The organism is Sphingobium sp. D43FB (assembly GCF_002312805.1).
GTDB lineage: Bacteria > Pseudomonadota > Alphaproteobacteria > Sphingomonadales > Sphingomonadaceae > Sphingobium.
In genome coordinates this window covers 218,166-235,306 of sequence record NZ_NMUA01000001.1, presented here as the reverse complement: position 1 = coordinate 235,306, position 17,141 = coordinate 218,166, and the positions used below count along the sequence as shown (strand labels likewise).

General features: G+C 62.8%; 14 protein-coding genes. 7 read left to right on the top strand and 7 right to left on the bottom strand.

Going from position 1 to position 17,141, the window contains the following annotated elements; all coding sequences use genetic code 11:
- Window positions 1-42 precede the first annotated feature (42 nt).
- From metG to mazG, 7 genes are all read left to right on the top strand, one after another.
- Complete coding sequence (gene metG / locus SxD43FB_RS01090; protein WP_096060622.1) at window positions 43-1,605, top strand: methionine--tRNA ligase; 1,563 nt, start codon at window positions 43-45, stop codon at window positions 1,603-1,605.
- A gap of 5 nt (window positions 1,606-1,610) precedes the next feature.
- Window positions 1,611-2,384 (top strand): TatD family hydrolase, encoded by a 774-nt coding sequence (locus SxD43FB_RS01085; RefSeq protein ID WP_069066696.1) that lies wholly within the window; start codon window positions 1,611-1,613, stop codon window positions 2,382-2,384.
- Window positions 2,381-3,172 carry an MBL fold metallo-hydrolase gene (locus SxD43FB_RS01080; protein WP_096060621.1) on the top strand — a complete coding sequence of 264 codons (792 nt, stop codon included), beginning with the start codon at window positions 2,381-2,383 and terminating at the stop codon, window positions 3,170-3,172. Before SxD43FB_RS01085 ends, SxD43FB_RS01080 begins: the two co-directional genes overlap by 4 nt.
- Complete coding sequence (locus tag SxD43FB_RS01075) at window positions 3,172-3,792, top strand: TIGR02281 family clan AA aspartic protease (protein WP_096060620.1); 621 nt, start codon at window positions 3,172-3,174, stop codon at window positions 3,790-3,792. The genes SxD43FB_RS01080 and SxD43FB_RS01075 overlap by 1 nt, the downstream gene beginning before the upstream one ends.
- Window positions 3,789-5,084, top strand: coding sequence for an MFS transporter (locus SxD43FB_RS01070; RefSeq protein WP_096060619.1), 1,296 nt, complete (start codon window positions 3,789-3,791; stop codon window positions 5,082-5,084). Before SxD43FB_RS01075 ends, SxD43FB_RS01070 begins: the two co-directional genes overlap by 4 nt.
- A 141-nt stretch (window positions 5,085-5,225) precedes the next feature.
- The gene (locus tag SxD43FB_RS01065; protein ID WP_096060618.1) at window positions 5,226-6,644 is read left to right on the top strand and encodes an ISNCY family transposase; all 1,419 of its coding nucleotides are present in this window, start codon (window positions 5,226-5,228) and stop codon (window positions 6,642-6,644) included.
- Between the two features lie 237 nt (window positions 6,645-6,881).
- A complete protein-coding gene (gene mazG / locus SxD43FB_RS01060; protein WP_096060617.1) occupies window positions 6,882-7,661 on the top strand; it encodes a nucleoside triphosphate pyrophosphohydrolase in 780 nt (259 codons plus the stop codon).
- A gap of 4 nt (window positions 7,662-7,665) precedes the next feature.
- Here the strand turns inward: mazG and hflX are convergent, their stop codons facing one another.
- The 7 genes from hflX to dusB all read right to left on the bottom strand — a co-directional run bounded on the left by hflX (window position 7,666) and on the right by dusB (window position 17,086).
- Window positions 7,666-9,000: a GTPase HflX gene (gene hflX / locus SxD43FB_RS01055; protein ID WP_069066700.1), complete on the bottom strand. Its 1,335-nt coding sequence runs from the start codon at window positions 8,998-9,000 to the stop codon at window positions 7,666-7,668.
- Between the two features lie 145 nt (window positions 9,001-9,145).
- The gene (gene hfq / locus SxD43FB_RS01050) at window positions 9,146-9,640 is read right to left on the bottom strand and encodes an RNA chaperone Hfq (RefSeq protein WP_310222215.1); all 495 of its coding nucleotides are present in this window, start codon (window positions 9,638-9,640) and stop codon (window positions 9,146-9,148) included.
- A 130-nt stretch (window positions 9,641-9,770) separates the two neighbouring features.
- Entirely contained in the window at window positions 9,771-11,141 is a 1,371-nt protein-coding gene (locus SxD43FB_RS01045) for a sigma-54 dependent transcriptional regulator (protein WP_037474542.1), read from the bottom strand.
- Window positions 11,131-13,401, bottom strand: coding sequence for an ATP-binding protein (locus SxD43FB_RS01040; protein ID WP_096060616.1), 2,271 nt, complete (start codon window positions 13,399-13,401; stop codon window positions 11,131-11,133). Before SxD43FB_RS01040 ends, SxD43FB_RS01045 begins: the two co-directional genes overlap by 11 nt.
- A 111-nt stretch (window positions 13,402-13,512) precedes the next feature.
- The gene (gene ntrC, locus SxD43FB_RS01035; RefSeq protein WP_096060615.1) at window positions 13,513-14,958 is read right to left on the bottom strand and encodes a nitrogen regulation protein NR(I); all 1,446 of its coding nucleotides are present in this window, start codon (window positions 14,956-14,958) and stop codon (window positions 13,513-13,515) included.
- The gene (locus SxD43FB_RS01030; protein WP_096060614.1) at window positions 14,958-16,067 is read right to left on the bottom strand and encodes an ATP-binding protein; all 1,110 of its coding nucleotides are present in this window, start codon (window positions 16,065-16,067) and stop codon (window positions 14,958-14,960) included. Before SxD43FB_RS01030 ends, ntrC begins: the two co-directional genes overlap by 1 nt.
- On the bottom strand, window positions 16,064-17,086 hold the full coding sequence (dusB, locus tag SxD43FB_RS01025; protein WP_096060613.1) for a tRNA dihydrouridine synthase DusB: 1,023 nt from the start codon (window positions 17,084-17,086) through the stop codon (window positions 16,064-16,066). The genes SxD43FB_RS01030 and dusB overlap by 4 nt, the downstream gene beginning before the upstream one ends.
- Window positions 17,087-17,141 lie beyond the last annotated feature (55 nt).

The window sequence follows — 17,141 nt, the reverse complement described above, 5'->3', positions numbered from 1 at the left end:
AGCGACTTTGCGCGCAGGCGAACAGCCGCTAGGGAAGGCGCCATGTCCAAACCCTATACCATCACCACCGCCATCAGCTATCCCAATGGCCGTCCGCATATCGGCCACGCCTATGAGGTGATCGCCACCGACGCGATCGCCCGTTTCCAGCGGATGATGGGCCGCGATGTGTTTTTCCAGACCGGCACCGACGAACATGGCCTGAAAATGGACCAGGCGGCGCGCACCCGCGGTATCGAGCCGCGCGCGCTTGCCGATGAAATGGCCGCGCATTTCCAGCACATGGCCTCGGTTCTTAACATCAGTCATGATCGCTTCATCCGCACCAGCGAACCCGATCATCACCGCGCCAGCCAGGCGATCTGGCAGGCGATGGAGGCCAATGGCGACCTCTATCTTGGCCGCTATGAGGGCTGGTATTCGGTCCGCGACGAAGCCTTTTATGACGAGAAGGAAATCGTCGAAGGGGAAGGGGGTATCAAACTCTCGCCCCAGGGCACGCCGGTCGAATGGACGGTCGAGGAGAGCTGGTTCTTCCGCCTGTCCGCCTATCAGGATCGGCTGCTGGCCCTCTATGAAAGCCAGCCCGGTTTCATCCAGCCCGACAGCCGCCGCAACGAAATTCTGCGCTTCGTCGAAGGCGGCCTGAGCGACCTCAGCATCTCGCGCACCAGCTTCGATTGGGGCGTGAAGGTGCCGGGCAGCGATGGCCATGTCATGTATGTCTGGGTCGATGCGCTCACCAACTATCTGACTGGTTGCGGCTATCCCGACGATGCGGCGCGAATGGCGCGCTATTGGGCCGAGGGGGGTGATATCACCCACATCATCGGCAAGGATATTGTGCGTTTCCATACCGTTTACTGGCCAGCCTTCTTGATGAGTGCGAAGCTGCCCTTGCCCAGCCAGATATTCGGCCACGGCTTCCTGCTCAACCGCGGCGAGAAAATGTCCAAGTCGGTTGGCAATGTTGCCGATCCGATCGCGCTGGCGGAGCGTTTCGGCGTCGATCAGTTGCGCTATTTCCTGTTGTCCGAAGTGACGTTCGGCAATGATGGCAGCTACAGCGCCGAAGCGATCGTCGCCCGCGCCAATAGCGACCTGGCCAACAGCTTCGGCAATTTGGCGCAGCGAACGCTGAGCTTCATCGCGAAGAATCTCGAAGGCCGCTTGCCCCAGCCCGCGCCGCAAGATGTGGATAGCGACCTGCTCGCGACCATCGCCGAAGCCGCCGCGACATTCCAGACCGCCATGGCCGACCTCGCGCCATCGGTCGCGATCGAAGCCTGGATGCGCGCCGTATTCGCCTGCAACGCCTATATCGACGCGCAGGCACCCTGGGCGCTGCGCAAGACCGACCCCGCCCGGATGGAGGCCGTACTGGCGACCTTGTACGACGCCATCGCCAGCCTTGCCATCATGGTCCAGCCCATCATCCCCAGCAGCGCTACGAACCTGCTGGACCAGATGGGCTTGTCGGCCGAACAGCGCGGTTACGCGATCATCGGCAGCGACTGGTATGCCGCCCTTCGCGCGAGCGGCTTCACCCTTGCCGCCCCTAAACCGCTCTTCCCCCGTCTCGAACTGACCGAAGCGGACGCCTGATCGCCATGCTGATCGACAGCCATTGTCACTTGAATTACAAGGGCTTGATCGAGGATCAGGAGAATGTGCTGGAACGCGCCCGCGCGGCCGGCATCGACCTGATGCTCAATATCGCCACCCGCGAAAGCGAGTGGGACGCCGTTCTCGACACCGCGATCCGCGCGCCCGACGTCTGGGCGACGGTCGGCATCCACCCGCATGAAGCCGACGAGCATCCGCATGTCGATACCGCCAAGCTGGTCGAGCGCGCCGCGCATCCGCGCGTCGTCGGCATCGGCGAAACCGGCCTCGATTATTATTACGACCATAGCGACCGTGACCGGCAGCAGAAGAGTTTTCGCGCGCATATCGCCGCGTCGCGCGACACCGGCCTGCCGCTGATCGTCCATACCCGCGATGCGGAGGAGGATACGCTGGCGATCATGCGCGACGAAATGGGGAAGGGGGCCTATCCTGGCGTCATCCACTGTTTCACCGCCAGCGGCGCCTTTGCCGATGCGGCGATGGAATTGGGCTTCTACATCAGCATTTCGGGCATCGTGACCTTCAAGAGCGCGAAGGATCTGCAGGAAACGGCGGCGCGTCTACCGCTCGATCGGCTGCTGGTGGAAACCGACTCGCCCTTCCTCGCCCCGGTGCCCCATCGTGGTCGCCCGTGCGAACCGGCCTTCGTGGCGGACACCGCGCGCTTCCTCGCGACCCTGCGCGGCGAAAGCATCGAGCAATTGGCCGCCGCCACCTCCGCCAATTTCCGCACCTTGTTCAAGAAGGTGGCATGAGCTTCAAACTGACCGTCCTGGGCAGTGGCACCTCGTCAGGTGTGCCGCGCATTGGCAATGATTGGGGCACTTGCGACCCGACCGAGCCGAAAAACCGCCGCAGCCGCGTGTCCATCCTGGTCGAAAGCCCGACAACCCGTATCCTGATCGACACCTCGCCCGACATGCGCGCGCAATTGCTCGCCGCCGACGTGGTCCAGATCGACGCCATCCTGTGGACGCACGATCATGCCGATCACAGTCATGGCATCGACGATGTCCGCCAACTCTTCCACCATCGCCGTTCGCCCGTGCCCGGCTATGCGCGCGAACAGACGCTTCGCCTGTTGGCGCAGCGCTTCGCCTACGCCTTTGAAGGGCGCAACGGCTATCATCCGACCATCACGCCGCATATCCTGCCCGACAGCCTGCGGATCGGTGACATCGACATTGCCTGCGTCGATCAGCCCCATGGCGACATCTGGTCCACCGGCTTTCGTTTCACCCATGGCGGCCGTTCGATCGGCTATGCCACCGATTTCCATGACCTGACGCCCGCCATGCTAGCGCTCTATGACCGGCTCGATGTCTGGGTGGTCGATGCCCTGCGCGAAAAGCCGCACCCGACCCATCCGCACCTTGCCCTTACTTTGGACGGCATCGCACAAACCAAGCCCGGCCAGGCCATATTGACGCATATGGACCAGAGTATGGATTATGCGACGCTGCGGCGGACACTCCCCACAGGCGTCGAACCCGGCTATGACGGCATGACCGTGGAACTGGCGACGGCAGAGCAGGGGGATTGATGGACGGCGATCAGGCAGCATCAACCCTCTGGTATGTGCTGGCGCTCGTGCTGGTCGGATCAGCGCTGATCGGGCGAAGGCTGGCCTGGGGATCTTTGTTGCGCCTGGCTTTGCTATGGGTCGCGATCTTCGCGGGGCTGTTCGGGCTGTTCACCCTGGCGCAGCAGCAGGGCTATCTCACCGGCCGCTGGGCGGAGGAGGGCGGGCCGGTCAGCGATGCACCGCCCACGCTACCTCCCGTCCGCGCCGAGGGACAGGCCATCCGTATTCCCGTGGCCCGTGATGGCCATTATTGGGTCGAAGCCAGCATCAACGGCACGCCCGCCCGTTTCCTGATCGACAGCGGCGCGACCGTCACCGCGCTGTCGGAACCGACCGCCCGTGCGGCAGGCCTCAATTACGACATCGGCGAGCCCGGTGTCGTCATGACCACCGCAAACGGCAAGGTCGCAGCGCGCCGATCGAGCATCGCCACGCTGGCCATCGGCCCGGTGACGGCCAGCGACCTGCCCGTTGTCGTCTCGCCCGCGTTCGGAGAGATCAATGTCATCGGCATGAACATGCTCTCCCGCCTCAAAAGCTGGGGTGTGCAGAATGGCGAGATGGTGTTGACGCCGTGACGCCATCGCTTGCACCACCCACCCAGCGCCAGCGGCTCAAGGCCATTATCGGCGGCTCCACCGGCAATCTGGTCGAATGGTATGACTGGTATGCCTATGCCGCCTTCACCCTCTATTTCGCGCCGCATTTCTTCCCCAGCCAGGATCGCACCGCCCAATTGCTGAGCGCCGCCGGGATATTCGCCGTCGGTTTCCTGATGCGGCCGATCGGCGCATGGCTGATGGGCGTCTATGCCGACCGGCATGGCCGAAAGAGCGGCCTCACGCTGTCGGTCGCGCTGATGTGCGCCGGGTCGCTGCTGATCGCGGTGACGCCGGGCTATGAGACGATCGGCGTCGCCGCGCCGCTGCTGCTCGTATTAGCGCGCCTGATGCAGGGCCTGTCGATCGGCGGCGAATATGGCGCGAGCGCGACCTATTTATCGGAGATGGCGGGCAAGAACCGGCGCGGCTTCTTTTCCAGTTTCCAATATGTCACGCTGATCGCCGGACAGTTGGTCGCCATCTGCGTGTTGCTGCTGTTGCAGGCGACGCTGACCGAGGCGCAGTTGGACGCCTGGGGCTGGCGCATACCCTTTTTTATCGGCGGCGGACTGGCAGTGATCGTCTTCTGGCTGCGGCGTGGCCTTGCCGAGACGCAGAGCTTTGCCGTGGCGAAAGCGGCAGGTGCGCCCAAATCCGGCTTCGTCGAACTCATCACCAATCATCCGCGCGAAACGCTGACGGTGATGCTGCTGACCGCTGGCGGCACGATCGCCTTTTACGCTTATTCAATCTACATGCAGAAATTCCTGGTCAACACCAGTGGCCTTAGCCGGGAAACGGCCTCGCAGATCAACGCCGTGACCCTGTTCGCCTTCATGCTGCTCCAGCCGGTCGCGGGCGCTCTGTCCGACCGGATCGGGCGCAAGCCGCTGATGATCGGCTTCGGCGTCATGGGAGTCCTGTGCACCTATCCGATCTTCGCGACTCTGGCCGTGACCAAAGACCCGCTGATCGCCGGTCTGCTGGTGATGGCGGGGCTGATCATCGTCACCGGCTATACGTCGATCAACGCCGTGGTGAAGGCCGAACTGTTCCCGGCGCACATCAGGGCGCTGGGCGTGGCATTGCCTTATGCCTTGGCCAATACGCTGTTCGGCGGGACGGCGGAGTTCGTCGCCTTGTGGTTCAAACAGGCGGGCATGGAGCAAGCTTTCTACATCTATGTCACGGTGATGATCGCCATTTCGCTCGTGGTCTATGTACGGATGCGCGACACCCAGGCGCATAGCCAGATCCAGGAAGACTGAGACAACGTCGCACCATATTTAACATAATCCTTATTATCAGACTTTATGATTGTAGCAGCAACGTTCAAATGTCACAGTTGCGCAAAGTAGAGATGTCTCACTTGGGCTACCGTGCCCTCCGGCTGTTCGGAGGTATTGAGCATGGCGGTGTTGCGTATGAGTACCGAGGAGCTTTCGCGGGTCGAGACGCTGATGCATGTGGTTTCAGGTCGCATGACCGTCACCCAGGCCGCAAGGCTGATGAGCGTCAGCCGCCGCCACGCCCATCGACTGCTGACGCGTTACCTTGACGATGGATCATCCGGGCTTTTGTCGCGCCGCCGTGGTCGACCAAGTAACCGGCGCTTGGATGATGCCATCAGAGATCAGATTGTCGCACTGGTTCGGACCCATTATCATGATTTTGGGCCTACATTGGCTGCGGAGTATTTGGCCGAACGGCATGATCTCCGGATTTCGCGTGAGAAGCTGCGGCAGATGATGATCGAGGCCGGGATTTGGAAGGATCGTCAGGCTCGCCGTCCTCGCCCATATCAGCCGCGCTACCGCCGGGATTGTCGGGGCGAACTGATCCAGATCGACGGCTCAAAACATTGGTGGTTCGAAGACCGCGGCCCGCAATGCACATTGCTGGTCTATATCGACGACGCGACCAGCGAACTGATGCACCTCAGGATGGTCGAGAGCGAGAGCACCTTCGCTTACATGGAGGCGACCCGCGCGTATATCGAACGGCACGGCAAGCCGGTGGCCTTTTATTCCGACAAGCACAGTGTTTTCCGGAACGCGCGGGCCAGCGCCGCGCGTGGCGACGGGATGACGCATTTTGGCCGTGCGCTGGATGCCCTGAACATCGAGATCATCTGCGCCAACTCGCCACAGGCCAAGGGCCGCGTCGAGCGGGCCAACGCCACCTTGCAGGATCGCCTGGTGAAAGCGATGCGACTGGAGGGTATCTCGTCGATCGCGGACGCAAACGCTTTCCTCGACAGTTATATGGCCAGGCACAACGAGCGGTTTGCCCGCCCTGCCTTCGATGTCCGCGATCTGCACCGCCCGCTTGCACCGCATGACGATCTGCGCTCGATCATGGTCTGGCGGGAGCAGCGAACGGTGACGGCAGCGCTGACGCTGCACTACAACAAGGCGATGTTCATCCTGGAGCCGAACGATGTCAGCGAAAAGCTGGCGCGCAAGCGGGTGACGGTCTGCGAATATCCCGACGGTCGACTGGAGATCGAGCATGAGGGCCATGTCCTGCCCTATCGTCAGTTCGACAAGATGCGGCAGGTGAACCAGCCTGCCATTGTCGAGAACAAGCATCTGGACGCAGCGTTGCTGCTGGCCCGGCAGATGCAGGCGATCATGCCGCATCATCGCAAACGCAACAATGACCCCCCTGCCCGCCGTGACCAACCCATGCATCTGTTCCCCGAGCCGGAACCACCCGCGAAGATCGATCGCCGCAAACTGGGCGGCTCGAAGCTCAAGCGCGGTCCCAGGCTCAGTGATGAGGCGTTGCACGAACGCGGCACGCTCAGGTTCGTGCAGAGGACATGACCGGGCCCACTGCAGGGCAGCGGGTCCATGGCCACTACCCCAAGATCAGCGCATCAGCAGGGTCTGCGCTGCGCTATCCCGAGGGCTCCACGCAGCCCCTGCTTTCCTCAACGTGTGACATTTCTATATGGCAGAAATTGTGACTTCTCTAAATGGCAGGAACAATGATCAAGGCTGGCCATAGCTCGCCACACGCCCTATCGGCTGGATCAACCTCTCCAATAGCCGGAACCACCCATGTCCCAAGCCAGTCCCGCCGACATCATGCCGCTTGCCACCGTCATGGCGCGGTTGCGTGACCCGAACACCGGCTGCCCATGGGACATCGCGCAGGATTTCACCTCGATCGCCCCCTATACAATTGAGGAAGCCTATGAAGTCGCCGACGCCATCGAGCGCAACGATATGGCGGCGCTGTGCGATGAACTTGGCGACCTTCTGCTCCAGGTGGCGTTTCACAGCCACATGGCCGAACAGGCCGGGCATTTCAATCTGCAGGATGTGATCGACGGCATCACCCGAAAGATGACCCGGCGGCATCCCCATGTCTTCGGGCAAGACGCACGGCGCGAAGACGGCCATGCCCAATGGGAAGCGATCAAGGCCGCCGAACGAGCCGAAAAGGAACCGGACCCCAGCGCGCTTGCCGGTGTGGCAAATGCCCTGCCCGCATTGCTTCGCGCCGAAAAGCTGCAGAAGCGCGCCGCCCGTACCGGCTTCGACTGGCCCGATACGGTCGGCGTCATCGACAAGATCGTGGAGGAACTGGACGAAGTCCGCGCTGCGACCACGCAGGCCGAGCGCACCGAGGAAGTGGGCGATCTGTTGTTCGCCGTCGTCAACCTCGCACGCCATTTGAAGGTCGACCCGGAAGCCGCTTTGCGCGCAGGCAATGCAAAATTCGATCGCCGCTTCCGCGCGATGGAGCAGCAGGCTGGCGCCGACTTCGCCGCCCTCTCGCTGGAAGCGAAAGAAGAGCTATGGCAGCAGGCCAAGCGGCAGGAGAAAACGCCCTAAGCGCTTAGGCTTCCCCGCGCTTCCCGAACCGCGCAAAGGCCGCATCGGATAGCCGTACCTCGACGCGGCTCTCCTCCTCTTCCACGTCCGTCGACAGCACTTCGCCATGTTCATGCAGCCAGGCCATCGCCGCGCCATCCGACACCGGAATGCGCAGGCCATAGACCTTCGCGCCTGTGGTCATATGGTCGCTGATCATGCGTTGAAGCTGCTCTACCCCCTCCCCGGTCAGCGCCGACAAGATGGCCACATCATCGCGCCGCGCCGCCGTTTCGCGCGCCAACACAGCGGCGTCGGCATCCAGCAAATCGAGCTTGTTCCAAGCCTCGATAATCAATGGCGCGGGCGGTTCACCCTCAGCCCGCTCCAGCGCGGCTTCGCCCGCAACACCCAGTTCGCCCAGAACATCCAGCACATCGTCGCGCTGCGCATCGCTATCAGGATGGGCAATATCGCGGACATGCACGATCAGGTCGGCCGACAACACTTCTTCCAAGGTGGCGCGAAAGGCCGCGATCAACTGCGTCGGTAGGTCGGAAACGAAGCCCACCGTGTCGGACAGGATCGCCTTGTCGAGGCCCGGCAACGCAATCTGGCGCATCGTCGGATCAAGCGTGGCGAACAACAAGTCCTGCGCCATGACGTCAGCGCCGGTCATCCGGTTGAACAGCGTCGATTTGCCCGCATTGGTATAGCCCACCAGCGCAATCACCGGCCAGGGTGCGCGCTGCCGCCGGGCGCGATGCAGCCCGCGCGTGCGGGTCACCTGATCCAGCTCCTTGCGAATCTTGGCCATGCGATCGCGGATCATGCGCCGATCCGCCTCGATCTGGGTTTCGCCCGGACCACCCAGAAAGCCAAAGCCGCCGCGTTGCCGCTCCAAATGGGTCCAACTGCGCACCAAGCGCCCGGCCTGATAATCGAGATGCGCCAGCTCGACCTGCAGCCGACCTTCATTGGTCGCCGCGCGTTCGCCAAAGATTTCCAGGATCAGCCCGGTTCGGTCGATGACCTTGGCCTCGCACGCCTTTTCGAGGTTGCTCTGCTGCACGGGAGACAGGCTATTATCGACGATGATGAGGTCGGCCTCTTCCTGCCGCGCCAGTGTAGCGATCTGATCGACCTGACCGCTGCCGAACAAGGTGGCGGGCTTGCGATCCCGCACCCGGAACGCCTGCGCCGCTCGCACATCGATGCCGATCGCCAAGGCCAATCCGCGCGCTTCCTCCAGCCGCGCATCGCTGTCGCGCCGATCGCCGCCATGGGTTTCGGCATGAACGACGACAGCGCGCGCGCCGCGCGCCACTTCATCTTCGGAATCGCGATTGAATATGGCCATGGGAAGTTAACGCCTCAAAACACAGGACGCTCCCGAACAGACAATTACCCGGTCCAACGAAGGAACGGGGCAAAGGCCTGCGCGGGAGCGCATAGACTAGTATTCGATGAAATGCGGACGGCGCGTGCGTTCCGCGCAGGATAGGTCAATCGTCCTGTTCATTCTCGCCGGTCAGGTCGAGCGCATGGAGCGGCTGGACCGTCGAAATGGCGTGCTTGTAGACGAGCTGGACCATGCCATCGCGTTCCAGCAGCATGCAGAACAGGTCGAACGCAGCGATTTCGCCCTGCAGCATGACGCCGTTGACCAGGAACATCGTCACCGGGCTGCCCGACTTGCGGACGGCCGACAGGAAGATTTCCTGCAGCAGCTTGGCCTTGCCATTGCCCTCGCTCGCCTTGCGCAGGTCGGACAAGTCCATCGGCTGCGCTGGCATGACGGTCGAAATGGCATGCTTGTAGACAAGCTGCGACTGGCCATCGCGGCGCAGCAGCACAGAAAAATTGTCGAACCAGGTGATGATGCCCTGCAGCTTGACGCCCTTCACCAGGAACATGGTCACCGGGGTCTTGCTCTTGCGCAGGCTGTTGAGGAAAATATCCTGCAAATTGTTCATTTTGTCGGCCATGGTCGTCGCCAGTCCTTTATTCTTGGCGGGACGTTACCCGCTCGTGCGCCCTTAAGCAGGGTGTCTTGCTTGCCCCCGCTTGTCGGAGGCGCAACGATCGTATCGCAATTGCGAACAGTCGTCCATGGGGAATGGCGCGCGTCTATTCCTTGTCGTCGGTTATCCCCAACAGCTTCAATTTCCGGTGCAATGCCGATCGTTCCATGCCGATGAAGGTCGCGGTGCGCGAGATATTGCCCGAAAAACGCCGGATCTGAATGCGCAGATATTCGCGCTCGAAACTCTCGCGTGCCTCGCGCAGCGGCGCGCCCATGATCGCGGACTGGCCCATCCCTTCCCCGCCACCACCGCTGGTCAATTCAGGCGGCAGCATGTCGAGTTCGATCCGGCCGATCCGGTCGCCCGGCGCCAGGATCATCGTGCGTTCGATGACATTGCGCAACTGGCGGACATTGCCCGGCCACTCATTGGCCTGCAGCGCAGCCATCGCATCGCTCGCCATCTCCGGCGGCGGCACGCGCCGTTCTGCGGCGAAGCGGGCAAGATAATGTTCGACCAGCGGCGGGATATCGTCGCGCCGTTCGGACAGAGGCGGAATGGCCAGTGGCACGACATTGAGGCGATAGAAAAGATCCTCACGGAATCGCCTTTCCTCAATCTCGCCCGCCAGGTCGCGTGCCGTGGACGAGATAACCCGCACGTCCACCTTCACATGACGCTGGCCGCCAACCCGCGTGAAACTCTGGTCGGTCAGAACGCGCAAGATCTTGCCCTGCGTGGTGATCGGCATGTCGGCAACTTCATCGATATAGAGCGTGCCGCCATGCGCCTGCTCCAGGAAGCCGGGGCGGACGAGACCGCTTTGGTCCTCCAGCCCGAACAATTCCTCTTCGACCCGGTCGGGGTCCATGCGCGCGGCAGCGACGATGATGAAGGGCGAGTCGGCCCGCCCGCTCCAGCTATGCAGCATCCGCGCGGCAATCTCCTTGCCGACGCCCGCCGGACCCGAAATCAGCACGCGGCTGCCGGTGCCCGCAACCTTCTTGATCGTGGCGCGCACGCCGTTGATCGACGCGGAACTGCCGGTCAACTCGTCATCCTGCCCGAAACGGGCGCGCAGCACCTGATTTTCGCGCCGCAACCGTTCGGTCTCGGTGGCGCGGCTGACCAGGTGCAACAGCCGGTCGGCCTCGAACGGCTTTTCGATGAAGTCGGCTGCGCCCTTGCGGATCGCCGCGACGGCGGTGTCGATATTGCCATGACCCGAAATCATCAAAACCGGGATGGTGGGGTCGCGCCGCTTGATCTCGTCCAGCAGTTCCAGGCCGTCCATCCGCGACCCCTGCAACCAGACGTCGAGCAGGACGAGCGAAGGGCGGCGCGCGTCCAGCGCCTCGATCGCGGCATCGGCATTGCCGGCGGTGCGGGCGGTAAAGCCCTCATCCTCCAAAACACCCGCGACCAGATCGCGAATATCCTCCTCATCGTCGACTATCAGAATATCAAGCGCCATTGGCCGTCACTTTTCCCGTCAAATTACCCTGGGGCATGGCGATTACCTGCCCCTCTTCCAGTCGTTCCAGCGCCCCTGCGGCAAACCGCAATGTCACGCGCGCACCGCCACCTTGCGCATCGTCAAAGCGGATTTCCCCCAGATGCTCCTCCACAATCTTCTTGACGATGGCCAGGCCCAGACCCGTCCCCTTGGTCCGCGTCGTCATATAGGGTTCCAGTATGCGGTCCCGTTCGGGCGGCAGCCCGATGCCGTCATCGCTGACCGTGATGATCAGCGCATCGCCCTCGCCCGCCAGCGTCATGCGGACATGGCCACGCGGACTGCCATCGTCGGGAACCGGTTTGGGTTCAATGGCTTCCACCGCATTCTTGACGATGTTCGTGAGCGCCTGCCCCAATTGCCGCCGGTCGCACACCATTTCCAGGTCGGGCTGGTCGGTATGGAATTCGAAGCGGATCGCCGGATGCGCGACTTCGTGCAGGAACAGGGAATGGCGCGCAATATCGGCCACGGCCTCGCGCCGGAACACGGGCTTGGGCATCCGCGCGAAGGACGAGAATTCATCCACGATCCGGCGCAGATCGCCCACTTGCCGAACGATCGTACTGGTCAGCCGGGTGAATGTCGGCCGATCGCTGGTGATCTCCTCGGCATAGCGCCGCTGGAGTCGCTCAGCTGCCAGCTGGATCGGCGTCAGCGGGTTCTTGATTTCATGCGCGATCCGCCGCGCGACATCGGACCAGGCCGCCCGGCGCTGATCGGACAATTGCTGGGTGATGTCATCGAACGTCAGAATATGGCGCGACGCATCCTCGGACCGTTTGACCGCCAATGTGCGCAGGTCGCCATGCGCGCGCACCTGCACGATGCCAGCGCCGTCGCCCGACGCAATGAACTCCGCCAATTCCGGCGCGATCTCGGCCAATGTCCGACCGACCGGATCATCGCCCTCCTCCACCAAAATCGCGGCGGCCGATCGGTTGAGCAACTGGATCTCGCCGTCACGATCCACCGACAAGACACCCGCGCTGACGCCCGACAGGATCGCTTCGATAAAGGCGCGCCGCTCGTCCAACTGGCTGTTCGCGCCCACCAGCGCGCCGGTCTGCGCTTCCAGCCGCTGTGTCATCCGGTTGAACGCCGCTGCCAGCGTGCCGATCTCGTCACGGCTTTGCAGGCTGGTGACGCGCGCCGACAGGTCGCCCGCCGTGATCCGCCGCGCCGCCGTCACCAGTTCGTTCACCGGCCGCACCATCCAATCGGCCACCGCCAACGCGATATAGACGGCAATGCCGACCAGCAGCAGCGATCCCACGAACAAGGCGATGTTGAACCGCAACTGCAACGCGCGCGATTGCGCCGCGAACAGGTCATAGTCCGCGATCACCGTCTTCGCCCGCTCCGCATTGGAGAAGGACGAACTGCCCGCATTGCGCGTGACGTAGAGATAGATTTTCGACCCCGGATAGAGCAGCGTCACCGCCTCGATCTGATTCTGCCGCGCCTGCACCACGACATTTTCGCCCGCCGCCAGCCGCTTGGTGACTTCCGGCGTCAATATCTCGGATGCCGGGCGATTGTCCGGCTCGACCGTCGCGGCCGTCCGCGCCACGCCATCCTTGCCGACCTCGATGATCGACGCACGGTTCAGCTTGCGCGTCACCACCTGAAAGATGAACCCTTCGGCAAAACGCGGGCTGGAGACATCGGACTGAGTCAGATAATCGCGCAGATCGTCTGCCATGGTGACGGTTTCATCGCTCACCTCGCGCAAATTCTGCTCATAATAGCCGCGCGCCAGGTCGCTCGCATTTTGTAGCATCCCGCGCGCGCTGTCGGACGCCCAGAATTGCACGCCATATTGGAACAGCAGGGATGCGAAGATCACGACCAGCAGCATCGGCACGCTGGCCGCGATCGAGAAGATGGCGACCAGCCGCACGTGCAACTGCCCATCGCTGCCGATCGCCGATTGCGCCGCACGCCGCTTGGCCACGCGCCGCCCCAACAGCATCAGCAGCGCGATCGCGGGCACCAGATTGGCTACCAGCAACAGCGCGATGATCGGCGGGGGCAGCAGGGCGCCCGACGGCGCACTCCCCCCCGCCAACAATTGATAGGTCAGCACCGCAACGCCCAGGAACAGGGCGAGCGTTACGCCCTCTACCAGCGCCGCCAACCGTCCATGCCGCAGGAAAGGCGGCAATCGTCGGCGCCATGTCGATGCCCGCCGGGAAAATGTGGTCGCGCCGCTCATAGTGGCTTTGTTACAACAACCCCGTGCCCGATCAAACACAGTATTTGGGCCAAAACCTGTCGCTGGTCGATATCGCCCGTCGGTTCGTCCCGAAAAGCGGGCGCGTCCCGATCAGTCGGCAAGGCGAAGCTGGAGCGGGTCCAGGCCATAATCGGTCAGTTTCTTGCGCAGCGTATTGCGATTGATCCCCAGCAGTCCGGCGGCGCGAATCTGATTGCCATCGACGCTCGAGAGCACCTCTTGCAACAGGATCGGCTCGATCACCGCAAGCAGATCATCATGTAGGCTGCGATTGGCCTGCCCGAGGCCTATGCCCAGCTGCCGCTTCGCCCAATCGCGCACGGCGTGGGCCAGATGATCGGCGGGCGCGGCATAATCGGCGGGCACCGCATCCATCGGCAGCATGTTGCGCAGGATATCCGCGGTGATGACATTTTCCCGGCTTAGCACCGACAGGCGCTGCATCATATTCTGCAATTCGCGCACATTGCCCGGCCAATGATAGGCCATCAGCAATTGCGCCGCATCGTCCGCCAGCGTCTTGCGCGGCAGGCCTTCCTGCGCCGCCCGCTCCAGAAAATGACGCGCCAGCAAGATCACGTCATCGCGCCGCTCCCGCAGCGCGGGCAATGCGATCGGCACGACGTTCAGCCGGTAATAGAGATCTTGCCGAAAGCGATTTTCCTCGATCAGCGGCGGCAGATCCTTGTTGGTTGCGGCAATGATGCGGACATTGACCCGCACCGGCTTGGACCCGCCCACCGTCGTCACCTCGCCCGATTGCAGGACGCGCAGCAACCGCGTCTGCGCCTCCATCGGCATGTCGCCAATCTCGTCGAGGAACAATGTGCCGCCCTGCGCCTGCTCGAACTTGCCGGCGGTGCGGGCATGGGCGCCGGTAAAAGCGCCCTTCTCATAACCGAACAATTCCGCCTCGATCAGCTCGCGCGGAATCGCCGCCATGTTGATGGCGATGAAAGGGCGCGTGCGTCGTTGGCCCAGGCTGTGGATCGCTTCGGCCACCAGTTCCTTGCCCGTGCCCGACTCGCCCAGCACCAGGATCGACAGGTCGTTGGAAAGCACCCGCGCAATCGTGCGATAGACCTCCTGCATCGCGGGCGATCGACCGACCAGCGGCAGTCCGTCATGCGGCAGGCCGCCATCGCCCTCCTCCTCCGTCGCGCTCTCCCGCGTGCCCAGCGCATCGGCGACGGCACGGGTCAGTTCGTTAAGGTCGAACGGCTTGGGCAGATATTCGAACGCGCCCTTTTCGGTCGCGCGGATCGCGGTGTTGAGTGTGTTCTGCGCCGACAGGATGATGACATTGAGGTCCGGCCGACTGGCGATGATGTCCGCCACGCCCTCCAGCCCGTCGCCATCGGGCAGCATGACGTCGGTGATCAGTATATCGGGCCGGAAACTCTCCATCAGCGCCGCCCGCTCGCGGATCGATGCGGCGGTCTTCACCTTATGCCCCTGCCGCCGCAGCGCCTCGCCCACCACCACGCAGATGGCGGGATCGTCATCGACGACCAGAACGGTTCCCGTCGCCGCCATTAGCCCATGCCCATCGGCAGGAGGATGCGGAACGTTGATTCGCCCGCATCAGCATCGCGCGAATATTGAACGAAGCCGCTCATGTCGCGGACCAGCTTATCGACCAACGCCAGCCCAAGCCCCTGCCCGTCCCGTTTGCCAGTGATGAAGGGGTTGAAGAGATGGTCCAAAATATGTTCGGGAACCCCCGGTCCATTGTCCACCACGACGATCTCGATCGGCAGGACCGCACTCCCCTTGCCCCCGCCCATCACCACGGACACGCCATGGCGAAAGGCCGTCTCGACGCGAATGCAGGGATTTTCGACCTGCTCCAGCGCTTCGGCGGAATTTTTGAGCAGGTTGATCATCACCTGCACCAACGCATCTTCATTGATGTTGGCGAATGGCAAGGATGGATCATAATGTTTTATGATCTTTACGTTTCGTGCAAATCCCGCCGACGCAATCCCGGCCGCGCGGTCGATCAGTGGATAGATATTGCCGGGGCGGCATTCCAGCGTCCGGTCGGTCGTGAAATCCTGCATCCGGTCGATCAGCGCCGCGATGCGATCGACCTCGTTGCAGATGAGCTGGGTCAAGGCACTGTCACGGCCATCCTGCCCCGATTCAAGCAGTTGCGCTGCGCCCCTGATGCCCGATAGCGGGTTCTTGATCTCATGCGCCAGGATCGCCGCCGCACCCATGGCCGAGCGCGCCCCGCCCGATGTGCCGCGATGACCGATCTTACGCGCCTGGCTCTGCGCATGGAGCGACACGACCCGCCAGCCTTCATGATCGATGATCGGCGAGATCATCAGATCAACCTCCATCTCGGCGGTGCGCCCGGCATGGACCTTGATGTCATAGGCGGCGATCGGCTTGTTGCTGTGCCAGATATCGAAGCGCGCGCCTGCCTCCGCGATACGGATCGTCCGCGCCACATCGCTGCCGATGATCGCCGATCGCGCCATGTTGAGCAACGTCTCGGCACTGACATTGGCTTCGGCAATGCTGTTGTCCGGCCGCACCAACAGGGTCGCGACCGGCAAGGCCGTCATCTGGTCGCTGAGCGATGGTCCGTCCTGCTGCATGCGAAGCGGCGGGACGACCGTCATGGCAACGGTCATGCCGCCTGACGCATGGCGGTGGCATCCGCACCGCTGGCGATCAACGGTTCGTAGAAACCGGCGAGCATGTCGAGCACCTTGGCGGCGTCGGGTTCCTGGTTCACGGCATGGCGGAACTCGGCCGATCCGGTCAGCCCCTTGGTGTACCAGCCGATATGCTTGCGCGCCATATTGACGCCGGTATGGTTATCATAATGATCGAGCATCGCCTTATAATGGCCTATAATCGCGCGATATTGTTCTTCCAGCGTAGGATCCGGGATACGCTCGCCCCGTTCCAGCCAGGCCATCACCTGACCGATCAGCCAGGGACGACCATAGGCACCCCGCCCGATCATCACGCCATCCGCGCCGCTCTGCTCCAACGCCATGTCGGCATCCTCGATCGAACAAATGTCGCCATTGGCGATCACCGGCAGTTTCACCGCCTCCTTAACGGAGCGGATGAAGCCCCAATCGGCGCTGCCCTTGTACATCTGGCACCGGGTCCGGCCATGAACAGTGATAAGCTTCGCACCCAGATCCTCGGCGATATGCGCCAGTTCGGGCGCGTTGAGGCTGCTATGGTCCCAGCCCATCCGCATCTTCACCGTCACCGGCACGTCCACCGCCTCGACCGTCGCCTTGATCAGCGCAGCGGCCAGCGGCAGGTCGCGCATCAGCGCGCTGCCAGCATCGCCATTGACGACCTTCTTGACCGGGCAGCCCATATTGATGTCGATGATCGCCGCGCCGCGGTCAGCGTTCAACTTGGCGGCTTCGGCCATTTCGGTCGGCGAGCAGCCCGCCAATTGCATCGACACCGGCTCTTCCAGCGGATGCCAGGCCGCCTTCTGCAGCGACTGGCGCGTCTCACGGATCATCGCGGCGGTCGCGATCATCTCGGTCACGTTGAGGCCGCAGCCATAGCGACGGACCAGCGTGCGGAACGGCATGTCGGTCACGCCGGTCATCGGCGCAAGGACGACTGGCGTGGCGATGGTCACCGGGCCGATGGAGATGGGGGAAAGCCTGGACATAAACTCTGATGCTACTGCCTAAAAAACAGGCAGGCCATAGCCGAAATGGGAAGGG

What these genes read in the sequence shown, in the direction of transcription:
- metG (WP_096060622.1), top strand. Translation starts at nt 43, where the DNA reads ATGTCCAAACCCTATACCATCACCACCGCCATCAGCTATCCCAATGGC.
- SxD43FB_RS01085 (WP_069066696.1), top strand. Translation starts at nt 1,611, where the DNA reads ATGCTGATCGACAGCCATTGTCACTTGAATTACAAGGGCTTGATCGAG.
- SxD43FB_RS01080 (WP_096060621.1), top strand. Translation starts at nt 2,381, where the DNA reads ATGAGCTTCAAACTGACCGTCCTGGGCAGTGGCACCTCGTCAGGTGTG.
- SxD43FB_RS01075 (WP_096060620.1), top strand. Translation starts at nt 3,172, where the DNA reads ATGGACGGCGATCAGGCAGCATCAACCCTCTGGTATGTGCTGGCGCTC.
- SxD43FB_RS01065 (WP_096060618.1), top strand. Translation starts at nt 5,226, where the DNA reads ATGGCGGTGTTGCGTATGAGTACCGAGGAGCTTTCGCGGGTCGAGACG.
- mazG (WP_096060617.1), top strand. Translation starts at nt 6,882, where the DNA reads ATGTCCCAAGCCAGTCCCGCCGACATCATGCCGCTTGCCACCGTCATG.
- hflX (WP_069066700.1), bottom strand. Translation starts at nt 9,000, where the DNA reads ATGGCCATATTCAATCGCGATTCCGAAGATGAAGTGGCGCGCGGCGCG.
- SxD43FB_RS01045 (WP_037474542.1), bottom strand. Translation starts at nt 11,141, where the DNA reads ATGGCGCTTGATATTCTGATAGTCGACGATGAGGAGGATATTCGCGAT.
- SxD43FB_RS01040 (WP_096060616.1), bottom strand. Translation starts at nt 13,401, where the DNA reads ATGAGCGGCGCGACCACATTTTCCCGGCGGGCATCGACATGGCGCCGA.
- ntrC (WP_096060615.1), bottom strand. Translation starts at nt 14,958, where the DNA reads ATGGCGGCGACGGGAACCGTTCTGGTCGTCGATGACGATCCCGCCATC.
- SxD43FB_RS01030 (WP_096060614.1), bottom strand. Translation starts at nt 16,067, where the DNA reads ATGACCGTTGCCATGACGGTCGTCCCGCCGCTTCGCATGCAGCAGGAC.
- dusB (WP_096060613.1), bottom strand. Translation starts at nt 17,086, where the DNA reads ATGTCCAGGCTTTCCCCCATCTCCATCGGCCCGGTGACCATCGCCACG.